A 12,694-nucleotide genomic window follows, 5' to 3' on the forward strand; every position below is an offset into this window, starting at 1 on the left:
ATCATTATTCTCTCATAGGATACTAAATATTTTGGCTACTCAGAAGAAGTAATTTCTACCAGGAGCGGTTCAATTTGTTTTCCCTGGCAGGCCAGCAAGATTGTGTCCGGTATTTTATCCATCTGGGCAACGAGAGAATTGGTTTTTTTGAGTGGGCTGTCCTGACCAAAAGGCACCAGATAGATATTCTTAGCTGAGAGTAAAGCTCCAATATTTTTAGCGTTAACCCCTAACCCGTCATTTGTAGATATAGCAATTACCACGGGGCCTAAGTTGCGCAAGTGTGCTTTAGTAGCCATTAAGACGGGTGTATCAGTGATGCCGTTAGCGAGTTTGGCAAGTGTATTCCCGGTACAGGGCGCAATAACCATACAATCAAAAAGCTTGCCCGGACCGATCGGTTCTGCCTCCGGGATAGTTCCGATCGGGTCTTTTCCTGTAATCTCTTTCAGTCTAGCTTTCCAGTACGCTGCTTCCCCGAATCTCGTATCCACTGTATTAACGGACTCCGAAACAACCGGCGTTATATCTGCTCCTTCTTCGACAAGTTGTCTGATCACCCCCATGACCCGGCCAAGGGTACAATGGGAACCGGTCAGCGCAAAACCGATGTGCAGCTTTTCAAATCTCATTTTTGGGCACCCCCTTCCGGACTGCAGCAGCAGTGGCTGCATCTGCAGCAGGTACAAGGTGCTCAAGAATCAGAGGCGGATAAAGCTTCGCCAGCATTTTTCCGGCGGTCTTTGGCGCGACAATACCGGGCAGGCCAGGGGCAAGCTGAGCCTTAATCCCAAGCATCTGGGCATATTCAAAGTCAATACCTCCCGGAATAGAGGCAATATCAATAATGACGGTTTCCCGGGACATTTTGTTCAGCAGATCTCTGCCGAGAATCAGAGCTGGTACGGTATTGAAAACGATTTCCGCCCTGTTGATTTCCTTTTCAAGATCAGAAAAACCGATAGCACGCACACCCATCTCTACAGCCCGGGCCAGGTCTGAGGGCTTACGTGCAACACACGTAACCTTTGCTCCCATTCCCTTCAGTAGATTCACCAGTGTCATGCCGCAGCGGCCAAGACCCAAAACAAAGCTTTCACTGCTGTGAATGGTGATCGTGGTAGCCTCCATTGCCATCTGAACCGCCCCCTCGGCTGAAGGTATCGAATTCAAGATGACAATTTCATTACGGTTTGCTATTTCCACGAGGTCTATGTTCATCTTTTGGGCTGCGCTGATCAGGGCAGGACGGGCCCAGCCTATAAAAAGTGGAACACCGGGCGGAATCAATTCCAGAACTTCATTATTTAAGATGATCGGAGAATTAGAATACTTTGCTTTGATCAGGCCCCGCGCATCTGTGCCAAACATAGGTAAGATAAGCGCATCTGCTTTAGCGATAATCTCGGTAAAAGATTTGGCATGCTCAATGCTGTCTCCAAGCGGAGACTTTTCCAGACCGAGCCCGATGATCTTCGCACCACACTTTTGCAGCTCAGGGACAAGAAATATTTCTCTATCATCCCCGCCGATTACTGCCAGGCGAACTCCTTCAAGTACCGCATTCATGTTTATGCCTCCTTACTGGATAGTGTCCAGTTAACTACTATCCAGTATATGAGCAGCCGAGAAACGCGGTGCTTAACCTAATCCAGGAAATTCTCCAGTCCGACAACAAGTCCGGTCAGCTTATATGCTTTGTGAATGGCCAGTATCACCCCGGGCATGTAGGTTTCCCGTGTATACGCGTCATGACGGATCGTAAGCGTCTGTCCTGACCCTCCGAAAATGACTTCCTGATGGGCGATCAGTCCCGGTAAACGGATGGAATGGATGTGAATGCCATTCAGGTCTCCGCCCCGAGCACCGGGTATTTTCTCATATTCGTTCGGATGTCCCTGGATGATCGGTTCCCGGATCTCAGAGATCATATCCGCGGTTTTCAAAGCAGTGCCGGAAGGTGCATCCAGCTTCTGATCATGATGATATTCAATGATATCGACATGATGAAAGTATTTCGCGGTTTCTTTCGCAAACTTCATCATCAGGATTGCGCCAAGCGCAAAATTCGGTGCAATAAAAACCCCTGTGCCAGTCGCTTTGGACAAATCCTCCAATTCACTGATTTCGTGACCGTCCAACCCAGTCGCTCCAATAACAGGAACAACCCCCGCTTTAATTGCAGTTTTGGCATTGGAAAATACTGATTGGGGATTCGTAAAATCAACGAGAATATCTACTTGCAGTTCTTTTAATTTTTCTATTTCCATCTGGCCGGAAATCTGTAGGTCGAATGGCTGCTGTCCAAGGACTAATCCAATATCCTTTCCTTGATTCTGAATATCTGATACCCCTGCAAGCTCCATATCGTTCTGCAGACGTATTGTCCTGACTGTTTCCATGCCTACTTTGCCACATGCTCCGGCAACAAATACGCGTATTTTGTCCAAATATACCCCTCCTGAATACGATAACGTAAAACCCCGCGCCAGAAGCCTTTCGGGGTTTAATACACTTCTTATTCTATTATATCAATAGAAACCTGTCAAACGATGGCCACGGATGGCCTAATGCCGCGATGCCACGGACGGCAAGGAGTGGTCCTACATATCGATATCTACGATGATCACTTCACTGCCTACTTTTTTAATGGCTTTCCAGGGGACGACCACATACCCGCCTTCTTTTTCACTGTTCTTATTAAAGAATCTTCCGTATCCCGCTCTTGAATCGATGATGATTGCCTCGATTTTTCCTTCGGGGCTAATTTTAATATCACTCTCGCCAATTGAACCGAGCTTAGCGCCATCATGAAGATTAATAATTTCTTTTCCTGACAGTTCACTTAAAAGCATATTACACACTCCTGCCCTGGACCGTTTCCCATATTTTTTGACCATAGGGCTGCAGTATCGCAATGATTAGCGAAAAAACAGCCAGTGGCTTTATAAAATAAACCGATGAGGGATTCCAGATGTTTTCTGGTATTCCTAGAAAGGTCAGTAGCAGTTCCAAAGAAATATAAATTCCACCCGCAGTCCCGACCAGCTGGGTAATGGCTTTGGCCAAACGATTAGGTGCCTCAGGAGACCTCCACATCATGACTTTTACTCTGGTTCTCAATGATACAGCAATCCCGAGCGCCAGCAGAACACTATATAGAATACTCATAAACGCTTCAGGGCTTTCATTAGGAATCCCCCCTAAGCATATCTATGAGGGAGCAAACGGCATTATTCTTCCGTAAACGGGTTACGCTTTATTATCTTCCGTTGACGTGCGGAATACTGCTTTTGCAGTCAGAATCACAAACCTTCGATCTCTTTTCTGATAAGATACGTAAAAAGATAACGCTGGCCGGATTCTATCAGGATCGACGGACAGATAAAGAAAGGAAGATAATGATGAACAGAGCGAAACAAGGTTGGACAGTTACTTTGGCCGGAACCGGCATTAATTTGGCTCTTGGCGTTCTGTATACCTGGAGCGTTTTTGCAGCTGCCCTGATTGAGCAGGCTCACTGGACTAAAACTGCGGCTTCTGTTCCGTATATGGTCGCTTGCGCAGTGTTTGCCTTGATGATGGTTCCCGGCGGATATCTTCAAGACCGGTACGGCCCCCGCTGGATTGCTGCCTTTGGCGGAATCATGGCAGGCAGTGGTTTAATCCTGAGCAGCTTTACGCACTCACTGACCATGCTGATCGTTACTTTCGGTTTAATTGCCGGGATGGGGATCGGTCTCGGATACTCGGCTGCGACACCTGCCGCAGTCAAATGGTTTCCCCCAGAGAAAAAAGGTCTGATCTCGGGTGTCGTTGTTGCCGGCTTTGGTTTGGCTTCTCTTTATATCGCACCGTTAACCAATGCTTTGCTGAGAAAGTTTGGCATAGAGAGCACCTTCCGTATTGAAGGGATCCTGTTCTTACTAATTATTGTTTTGCTTGCCCAGGTACTGACTGTCCCTTCCACTCTAAGCGGCCAATCTCAGAGCAGTACGGCTTCCCCTTCAGCGGCTACTGCCTCGACAGGAGGCCTAAACTGGCAGCAAATGCTTATAAGACGGGAATTCTATCTGCTTTGGGTGATGTATGCGGCAGGAGCCAGCGCCGGACTGATGATCATCAGCCAGCTTTCTTCAATTGCCAAAACGCAGGCCGGTATTTCCTGGGGGTACGCGATGGTCGCTTTGCTGGCCGTTTTTAATGCCTCCGGCAGGGTTATTGCCGGCTGGCTCTCCGATAAAATCGGGCGTTCTTGGTCGATGCGTATTTTCTTCCTGATCCAGGCGCTCAACATGCTTGCTTTCAGCACTTACAATACTCCGGCATTAATTGCGTTGGGTGCAGCGATTGCAGGATTAGGCTACGGTTCTTTGCTTTCACTCTTCCCATCAGCAACCTATGACTATTTTGGTACAAAACATGCCGGAGTAAATTATGGTTTTGTCTTTACTGCCTGGGGTGTCGGGGGTGTCTTGGGCCCCCTGATGGCAGCCCGAATCGCCGATGCCACAAAAAGCTATTCACTTGCGTTTACCATTTCGTGTATCCTATGTTTGTTAGCAGTCTTTTTGACTTTCTTTTTGAAAAAGCCGAAAAAGGCTTAAGCAATAATTAACTTAACTTTCCCACGAGAATGTTTAGCGAAAAAACATTCTCGTGGGAAATCGGTTGACATCATGTGGTCTTCGTTTTATACGCTCAGGTTTGTCCCAAAGACGACGACGTCGAAAAATGCATATGCTTTCCTCCCAGATATGAAAAATATTGAAAGAATGAATTGAACTGGATACATAAGAAACAGCCTACTGCCTTAACCATTATCAGGCGTAAGCAGTAGACTAAAAGTAGTCATATAATTATTTTTTATCAGCTCCGAAATCTATACTTCTGTACTAGTTAAAAATATTAAAATTTTCTATAATGTTATTTTCCCTGTAATACAGCTTCAACTGTATCATATGTTTTCGTTTGAATGGTGTATTTCGTGGTATTCTCTACCAATTCTTAGTCGCATATGAATATTTAATTAATTCAGTGCCGTCATCAAGGCCTATTCCATGTTCCCCATAGCATTCCCAAACTTGAGTTCCTGGAATATTAAGTGCATTACATGAAGTAGATACAGACGTTCCAGTTAAATTACTATTGTCACTGCTATTCCGAAGTATGCCATCTTGATAAAAATCGTTCAAAACCCATTTCGCCCACGATTCACTTGTAGTGGTAGTTGATGTGCAGGTCATATTAATATATCCAGTTTGAATTGAAGAGCTACCTGACATTGTTACAGCGTAAGCTGCTACTGAAGAACATAAGATAATAGTTAAAGTTAATAAAGGAATTAGCTTCTTTTTCATCTTATTTCGCTGCCTCCTTTACCTTTTTATCGGTTTTTTCAGGTTTATCTTTCGATATGTCAAATTCGGTAAGAGTAATGCTATCATTCGGATGCAATACCCCTATAAATACTTTTTCTTTTCCGTCCAGGTAAAATATGGGCTTAAAGTCTCCTTGGGCAATCTCATTTTCTTGACGTAGTATTTCATAACATGAAATAAGCTTTGATCTAACTTCATCACTTTCTGTTGCAATGCTATCATCAAATAGATCTCTTAAATAAATTGGCTTTAGGCCTTGATTGTCCAAGTCAAAAGAGCTTTGAATTGATTCTTTGACGGAGTATTCTTTATCTAAATACTTGCTATTGCTATCGGAAAAAGCGCTTCCCGAATACCCCACAATCATTACGAGAGCTAATGCTCCAACACATAATCCAATCCTTAAAACTAGTTTCTTTTTATTCATGTTTACCACCTCTTTCCATTATTCAAAAACAGGATCTACTATTCAGATACTTTCTCCATAAATTGAACAAAACTTCTTTTGTATCAAGCGCCCTAGATTGTAGTGTTTACCTTAACTCTTTGGGTCTCTTCGGTTCATAGAACCATCCTAGGCAATTGGGCGTTATGATCCCGATAGCCCCGATAAACGCCAATACGGGTAAAATAATTGAAAATCTGAATTTCTTCGTAGTCCCCATACCTTTCAACTCCTTTGTATATTTTTGGATGCTGTAGTCATAGTTTATATGAAATATACAATGGATGGTTGATTTTGGAATGAAATTATCATTTGATGGAATGAAATGACATCTCAGATTAAATCTTCATTCTTTGCATGCCCCTATCACTGGCTGTTACAAACTTTTTACCGATGCCAGTCAACATAAATCCCTGAACGGCTATGCCGATAATCGCAGGGAATAAGAACATTTCAATTATTCCATTGAAAGGAGTATTGGCTGCAATTATTTTGGCAATTAATGATAAACCGACAAAAATTAGTATTGTAAACACAAGACAACGCCGGTAACTGGAGCAATGGGACCCGCCGGTAAACACCCTTAAAACTAAAGCTGAAAGCATTATTACGAGTGTATAAACAGTTGACCCAAAAAAAGCGGATATACCTACCGTCAAAACAAATTCGATCATCACGCCAAGTGTCAAGGATAATCCGTATTCTATTTTCGCTTTTTGAGCAGTATCCATCGTGCTGTCTTTAGTCATATTTGCAGTCAGATGATGAGCGATCTCCTCTAAACTGAACAATCTCTCACCCTTCCTCCAGGTTATGTTTTGGAATTTCTACCATGATTCTAAATTGATGATTGGCAGTGTCAATGTTTATACTGCCATCCAATCGCTCAACAAGCTTACTTACGATCGCTAAACCTTGTCCCCTGTCTTCTCCTTTGGTACTAAAACCTTCTTTTACAAAAAGTCTATCAGAGTTGGCGTTTGTCGCAGACATTGGATTAATGAATTGGAATGTGTATTCTAAGGGATCTTGGTAAAAAACAATACTGATTTTTCTGGAAGAAAAATCCAATTCCTGAACAGCTTCTATCCCATTGTTGAATAGATTTCCTAATATCCCTACAAGATCTAAAACATGCCTTTTACTACATGTGATTTTCGTTTTTAGGACTAAATTGACTTCAATATTTTTATGCTTTGCTTCTTGAATTTTAGAAGTAAGAAGGACATCCATTTCATCAACGCCTGTATCGACCTTCAATAAAACATCGTTTATAGAGTGAATGTAAGAATCCAGATATTCACTTAATTCAGTGTATTTTTCAAGACTCAGCAAGCCATGAATGACGGTGAGATGGTTTTTCAAATCATGATGATGCTGACGGTAAATACGATTTTGTTCAATCAAGTTGGCATATTTTATTTCCGTTGACTTCAGTTTCTCTTCCTCCAGCCCTTTCTCGTACAAAGATTTAACAACAACTACGGCAGCTAAGTTTAATAAAATAATGATGAAGCCAAAAATCAATTCCAGTAATTCTGCATGCACAGGCTGAAGGAAAGAATAACTCTTCATATAACTATTGTTCAGCAGAACCACTGTGAATAGAGCCTGTATAACGAAAACAAAAATAGATATTTTATAAATATTGATCTTCATGCCTGAATTCCTTTGACCTTTTTCGTTTTATCGTTCTTTTATTTCGGGTAAAATGCCCGATGAGCAACTGGAGTCCCAACATCACAAGGATTTGGGGGATGAACCAGACAACTTTAAGAAGTAAATCTTCTTCGATCAAATTTGGGCTGACACCTGAAAAAATCTGCCAGGTCTTCACATTGACAAATTCGATCGATAAATAGGATGAAATAGCTAATAAACCGCCGGCTGCCGCTTCAAAAACTGGGATTGAGGCCAAGGTCTTTAGAAGAAAAATAATCATTAACGCGGATATTACAATATTTAAGATAAAACTTCCCGTTATCCAACGTGAGATATACACAGCAACCCCGAGTACGGATCCCATTTCTATCATTTTAAGCATGTTAATTTTCTCACCCAATATACTAAAAGCTAAATAAAGGATCACAATAGATTCAGGAATCGAAAAAATAATAATCTCTATTAAACGCTGCGTCATTGACTCTGTCCACCTTCTCCTAAAAATAGTTTCAAACGTTCCCGGAATTCCGGATAGCGTTTCTTTTGAAGATAAGCGCTTTCTTTTATACCTTGAAAAGTAATTTGAAAAGTTGTTCTGGAGGTTGGTCTGACCGCATCAATCCATCGCAGATTGACTAAATAGGAGCGATTGCTTCTAAAGAACTGTCTTTTATCCAAACGTTCCTCTAATTCCCGTATCAGATGAAGACAGGTGAGGGTTTTTTTCATGGTATAAATGATACTCTTTTTCGCCATTGCTTCCACAAAACAAATCTCCTCCTGCCTTAATATCTCCACTGAATCAGTCGTTTTTAATTCAATCAATAAGCCTGGAATCAATGACTTTTTCATAATTCTGCTCATCGTTTGGTTCAGTCTTGCAATATCCAGTGGTTTGGTGATGAAGTCGGAGGCATAAAGGCGTACAGCCTCTTGGAGATAATGTTCATCCGCTGTGATCAGGATGATCTCCATGTACGGATAATCCTCCCTTACTGATTCTGCTACCTGTATTCCGGAGATTCCTGGCAAACCAATATCCAAAAACAGAATATCGGGATGCATTTTGTTGATTTGCATCAAGAACTCTTCCCCGCTGGAAAATGTGCAAACGACTTCTATATCTAATGTAGAGGAAATCACCGTTGCGAGTTCCTGCCGAAAAAATGTATCATCTTCTACAATAACGACTTTATACAACAAAATCACCTTTCCAATACCATAATTGTAAATTTTATACAACCTAGTTACATTCTACGCCAAAATGGCATATCCTTCTTGGTGACCTCTTATATCTCAGAAAACAAAAAAAACAACCCTCATACCACGAGGGTCGTTACCTAATCAATTTTTATTAAAGCTTCGTCTTGTTCACATAATTTTTAGATTCCCGTCGACCCAAAACCCCCTTCACCTCTGGCTGTATCCCCAAGGTCTTCTACTTCGTAAAAAGCAGCCCTGCAGACGGGTATAAATGCGATCTGGGCAATTCGATCGCCGTTGCTGATCGTAACGTCTTCCTGCCCGAGATTGACCATTAATACTTTGATTTCGCCCCGGAAATCAGAATCAATAACACCGACACCGTTACTCAAGGTAAGCCCTTTTTTATCCGCTAGGCCGCTGCGGGCAAATACAAAAGCTGCGATTTGCGGACCTGGCAGCTCTATAGCGATACCGGTCGGGACTCTCACTCTTTCCCCTGGTCGCACCACCATTTTCTGGTCCAGACAGGCATATAGATCTGCGCCGGCAGCCCCCGCGGTTGCATACAATGGTATTTCAGGCTTTTGGGTATCCCCGGCCGAAATTCGTTTAAATCTAACTTTAACCGTTTCTTCCATCCTAATTTTTCCTCTTCTTTATTCCTTTATCTGTTTTTATCTCTTTTATTTCTTCATTCTGTCTTTTCACCTAGTAATTAGGCAAAGGCTTCATCAACTAGTTTTTCAATATCCGAATGATAATCCTTCTGACCCAGCGTCAGAACACTGATTTTGTCTTTCTGCCAGAGACGCTCCATCACTCTCGTGACATCGCCCGTGGTGACCTTTTCCAGTTTTTCAACTGCCTCTTCCGGTGTTTTTACTTCGCCGAAAGACAGCTCTGTTTTGCCGAGTCTGCTCATTCTACTACTGACAGATTCCAGCCCCAAATAAAGGTTGCCCTTGATCTGGGCTTTCGTTTTCATGAGTTCCTCTTCAGTTAGTCCTTCTCTTTTTAATTTATTCAATTCATCGAGGATGCATTTGATGACTTCATCCGTATTCCCGGGGCTCGTGCCTGCATACACCGCAAACAGACCGGTGTCGACATAGGTGGAGTGATAGGAATAGACAGAATAAGCCAGACCTCTCTGTTCCCTGATTTCCTGAAAAAGGCGTGAACTAAGCCCTCCACCTAAGATGCTGTTGATCACATGCATCACATAGATATCCTCATGATCCTGCCCAAGACCCGGAACCCCGACAATCAGGTGCATCTGCTCGGTATCTTTGCCCATTGTTTTTAGGAAGGTCGTCCCCTGAGGGTCTACCTTGATGGAATCTGTTCTTTGTCTCTGAAAATCACCGAACATGGCTAGCTGGCGGATGATATCCTCATGCTTGATTTTTCCGGCTACCGCAATGACGACCTGATCAGGTGTATAGTGCGTCTCTAGATAATGCCTAACCTTCTCACTGCTTAAATCATGAATGGTTTCTTCAATACCGAGGATCGGTTTGCCCAGCGGGTCTTTATGCCAGACATACTGGGAAAAGAGATCATGGATCAGCTCATCCGGAGAATCCTGATACATTTTGATTTCTTCAATGACAACATTTTTCTCTTTATCCATCTCCTTCGGATCAAAGAGAGAGTTAAAAAACATATCACTTAAGACATCAATCGCCAGTGAGATGTCCTCATCGAGCACTTTGGCATAATAACAGGTAAGCTCCTTGGTCGTAAACGCATTAATCTGGCCGCCGACTGCTTCCAGAGATTCTGCAAGCTGACGTGCACTTCGTTTTACGGTTCCTTTGAAAAACATATGTTCAATGAAATGAGAAATACCTTCATACCCTTCCGTTTCATTGCGGGATCCTGTTCCGACCCAGATCCCAATCGCCACGGAACGGACATAATCAATCTCTTCGGTGATGATTCGGACCCCGTTAGGCAATACGTGTTTTCGATGCAATGATCTTCCTCCTTAAGCACTTTGATAACGCTCTATTTAGTTTATCCTTTCTTAGAAAAGAAATCCAGTAAATCGTCCACAAAGATTCGGACTTTTCCGGGAAGATTACCTGGGTTTTCCCCATCATGCTGTGCCAGGAGCGGTACTTCTTTAAGAAGCTTATCCTCTGCATAAATTTGATAATGACCCAAAATGTCTCCCTCTTTAATTGGATAGTCAATTTCCGTCCTTAGGTTTGTCTGCATTTTAAGGCCTTTGATCGTGTCTTTTTCAAGACAGAGCCGGATATCTTCGCTTAGAACCAGCGGAATTTCCGTATCTGAAATCGGAAAGTTGCCTGCAACGTCCCCTTTTTTCCCTATTTCAATGATTCCGGTATAATCAAATCCCCATTGCAGAAGTCTTTGGGCATCTCCGAAACGATCCGGGGCATTCAGTACAACGCAGATCAGTCTCCGCCCGTCTTTACTGGCTGACGCGACCAGGCATTTCCCGGCTGCATTGGTCGTTCCCGTTTTTACACCATCCGCCAAAGGGTAATTCCACAGAAGTTTATTGGTGTTTTTGGCATTTTGAGACTTACGGGGCTCCTCAAAGTTAATGACTGAGTATTTTTGGCTTACAATTTCGGCAAATTGAGGGGCATTCATCGCATATCTGGTGATGAGGGCCAGGTCAAACGCCGTGGAATAATGATTTGGATCGGGCAGACCGTTCGGATTGACAAAATTTGTGCGATAAGCGCCCAGTGAGGCTGCTTTCTGATTCATCAACCGGATGAACTCATCCTGGCTTCCCGCGGTCTTTTCAGCGAGCGCGACACACGCATCATTGCCGGAGCTTAAGAGCGCCCCTTCCAGCAACTCTCCAATCTTAATCTTGTCCCCCTTGTCCAGATAGATAGAAGATTCCCCAACACCGCCTGCTTTCTCACTGACCGTGGTTATCTCCTCAGGCTCTGTCAGCTCCAGAGCCAGGATTGCGGTCATAATCTTGGTGGTGCTGGCGGGTGGCCGTTGGACATTCCCGTCTCTGTCATATAGTAGCTCTCCTGTTTCCGCGTCAAGCAGCACTGCCGAATGCGCTGTTACATATGGAAGCGTCCATTTTCCGCTGGATAAACTGGACGTCTCGATCGTCATTTCTCCGGACAACCTGGTATTTTGGGCATATAGAGGACTGCCTGCTGTCAGCATCATGGTCAGCAAACTCAGAATTATGCCCAAGAATCTTTTTTTCAATTGTACCACCCCTTCATTTTGCTCAAGGAGTAGTATTTCCTGTTAATCCAGTTGTTATTAATTTTTCTATCGTTACGAAACTAAAACCTTCATTTTTTAAACCGGCTAAGATATCGGGCAACGCCTTGACGGTATTTTCCTTGGGATGCATCAGGACAATGGCACCTTTCTTCTCCGGTTTTACGCCATATCGTATTTTAGGATCCAGAATTCTCTGGGCTATCAGTTCCGGCGTGCTCTCCAGCTTCCAGTCAATCGTGTCCAGCGTCCAGAGGATGGTCGTATAGCCCAGTTCATCTGCTGCCTGAAGTCCGTTTTTCCCTTTTTCCCCATACGGAGGGGCATAGTATATTGTTTTGCACCCGGTTGCTTCTTTAATTATATTTTCCGTCTTGCTTAACTCTTCTTTATTTTGAACCACAGTCAGGTTGTCCGGATGCGGATGGGAATAGCTGTGATTGCCGAGCAAATGGCCTTTTGCTGCAATCTGCTGAATGAGTTCGGGATGTTTGGCGGCCCATTTCCCCGTCACAAAAAAAGTTGCCTTGGCCTGATAACGGTCGAGGATATCCAGTATTTCCGGGATATACGATTCCCCCCAGTCGACATTGATTGTCAGCGCAATGATTTTATTATCTGTCTGAACTTGATCGATCGGAACAGGCAAATTCTGGTTGCTGACTCCAACGACCCGGCTTTGCATCAAGGTAAGACCGATAAACACAACCAGCAGGGTAATTGCTTTAAATTTGATCTTAGTCAGAGGAAAAAATGACATCTG

At 43.4% G+C, this 12,694-nt stretch carries 17 protein-coding genes; 1 reads left to right on the forward strand and 16 read right to left on the reverse strand.

The window, feature by feature from the left end; all coding sequences use genetic code 11:
* Positions 1 to 35: 35 nt before the first annotated feature.
* From AB3489_RS09435 to AB3489_RS09455, 5 genes are all read right to left on the reverse strand, one after another.
* Positions 36 to 632 carry a dipicolinate synthase subunit B gene (locus AB3489_RS09435; RefSeq protein WP_368292670.1) on the reverse strand — a complete coding sequence of 199 codons (597 nt, stop codon included), beginning with the start codon at positions 630 to 632 and terminating at the stop codon, positions 36 to 38.
* Positions 622 to 1,569, reverse strand: coding sequence for a dipicolinate synthase subunit DpsA (gene dpsA / locus AB3489_RS09440; RefSeq protein ID WP_019226751.1), 948 nt, complete (start codon positions 1,567 to 1,569; stop codon positions 622 to 624). Before dpsA ends, AB3489_RS09435 begins: the two co-directional genes overlap by 11 nt.
* 77 nt (positions 1,570 to 1,646) lie before the next feature.
* On the reverse strand, positions 1,647 to 2,450 hold the full coding sequence (dapB, locus tag AB3489_RS09445; protein WP_368292671.1) for a 4-hydroxy-tetrahydrodipicolinate reductase: 804 nt from the start codon (positions 2,448 to 2,450) through the stop codon (positions 1,647 to 1,649).
* Between the two features lie 153 nt (positions 2,451 to 2,603).
* On the reverse strand, positions 2,604 to 2,855 hold the full coding sequence (locus tag AB3489_RS09450; RefSeq protein ID WP_019226749.1) for a YlmC/YmxH family sporulation protein: 252 nt from the start codon (positions 2,853 to 2,855) through the stop codon (positions 2,604 to 2,606).
* A gap of 1 nt (position 2,856) precedes the next feature.
* A complete protein-coding gene (locus AB3489_RS09455) occupies positions 2,857 to 3,171 on the reverse strand; it encodes a hypothetical protein (RefSeq protein ID WP_368292672.1) in 315 nt (104 codons plus the stop codon).
* Positions 3,172 to 3,404: 233 nt separating this feature from the next.
* Between AB3489_RS09455 and AB3489_RS09460 the strand changes: the two genes are divergently transcribed.
* Positions 3,405 to 4,607, forward strand: coding sequence for an OFA family MFS transporter (locus AB3489_RS09460; protein WP_368294612.1), 1,203 nt, complete (start codon positions 3,405 to 3,407; stop codon positions 4,605 to 4,607).
* A gap of 390 nt (positions 4,608 to 4,997) precedes the next feature.
* On the opposite strand, the gene AB3489_RS09465 is transcribed toward AB3489_RS09460, so the two are convergent.
* The 11 genes from AB3489_RS09465 to AB3489_RS09515 form a co-directional block, all read right to left on the reverse strand.
* Entirely contained in the window at positions 4,998 to 5,360 is a 363-nt protein-coding gene (locus tag AB3489_RS09465) for a hypothetical protein (RefSeq protein WP_368292673.1), read from the reverse strand.
* A gap of 1 nt (position 5,361) precedes the next feature.
* Entirely contained in the window at positions 5,362 to 5,808 is a 447-nt protein-coding gene (locus AB3489_RS09470) for a hypothetical protein (RefSeq protein WP_368292674.1), read from the reverse strand.
* 106 nt (positions 5,809 to 5,914) lie between these two features.
* The gene (locus tag AB3489_RS09475) at positions 5,915 to 6,046 is read right to left on the reverse strand and encodes a cyclic lactone autoinducer peptide (RefSeq protein ID WP_368292675.1); all 132 of its coding nucleotides are present in this window, start codon (positions 6,044 to 6,046) and stop codon (positions 5,915 to 5,917) included.
* A gap of 118 nt (positions 6,047 to 6,164) precedes the next feature.
* Positions 6,165 to 6,617: an accessory gene regulator B family protein gene (locus tag AB3489_RS09480; RefSeq protein ID WP_368292676.1), complete on the reverse strand. Its 453-nt coding sequence runs from the start codon at positions 6,615 to 6,617 to the stop codon at positions 6,165 to 6,167.
* Between the two features lie 4 nt (positions 6,618 to 6,621).
* Complete coding sequence (locus tag AB3489_RS09485; protein WP_368292677.1) at positions 6,622 to 7,485, reverse strand: sensor histidine kinase; 864 nt, start codon at positions 7,483 to 7,485, stop codon at positions 6,622 to 6,624.
* Positions 7,466 to 7,966: a hypothetical protein gene (locus AB3489_RS09490; protein ID WP_368292678.1), complete on the reverse strand. Its 501-nt coding sequence runs from the start codon at positions 7,964 to 7,966 to the stop codon at positions 7,466 to 7,468. The genes AB3489_RS09485 and AB3489_RS09490 overlap by 20 nt, the downstream gene beginning before the upstream one ends.
* Complete coding sequence (locus AB3489_RS09495; protein ID WP_368292679.1) at positions 7,963 to 8,730, reverse strand: LytR/AlgR family response regulator transcription factor; 768 nt, start codon at positions 8,728 to 8,730, stop codon at positions 7,963 to 7,965. Before AB3489_RS09495 ends, AB3489_RS09490 begins: the two co-directional genes overlap by 4 nt.
* Positions 8,731 to 8,870: 140 nt before the next feature.
* Entirely contained in the window at positions 8,871 to 9,332 is a 462-nt protein-coding gene (gene dut, locus AB3489_RS09500) for a dUTP diphosphatase (protein ID WP_368292681.1), read from the reverse strand.
* 77 nt (positions 9,333 to 9,409) lie between these two features.
* On the reverse strand, positions 9,410 to 10,672 hold the full coding sequence (locus AB3489_RS09505; protein ID WP_368292682.1) for a M16 family metallopeptidase: 1,263 nt from the start codon (positions 10,670 to 10,672) through the stop codon (positions 9,410 to 9,412).
* Positions 10,673 to 10,713: 41 nt separating this feature from the next.
* Positions 10,714 to 11,922, reverse strand: coding sequence for a D-alanyl-D-alanine carboxypeptidase family protein (locus AB3489_RS09510; protein ID WP_368292683.1), 1,209 nt, complete (start codon positions 11,920 to 11,922; stop codon positions 10,714 to 10,716).
* A gap of 13 nt (positions 11,923 to 11,935) precedes the next feature.
* The gene (locus AB3489_RS09515; protein WP_368292684.1) at positions 11,936 to 12,691 is read right to left on the reverse strand and encodes a polysaccharide deacetylase family protein; all 756 of its coding nucleotides are present in this window, start codon (positions 12,689 to 12,691) and stop codon (positions 11,936 to 11,938) included.
* Between the last annotated feature and the right edge of the window lie 3 nt (positions 12,692 to 12,694).

The sequence above is a fragment of the Dehalobacter sp. TBBPA1 genome, from assembly GCF_040931655.1.
Classification (GTDB): Bacteria; Bacillota; Desulfitobacteriia; order Desulfitobacteriales; family Syntrophobotulaceae; genus Dehalobacter; species Dehalobacter restrictus.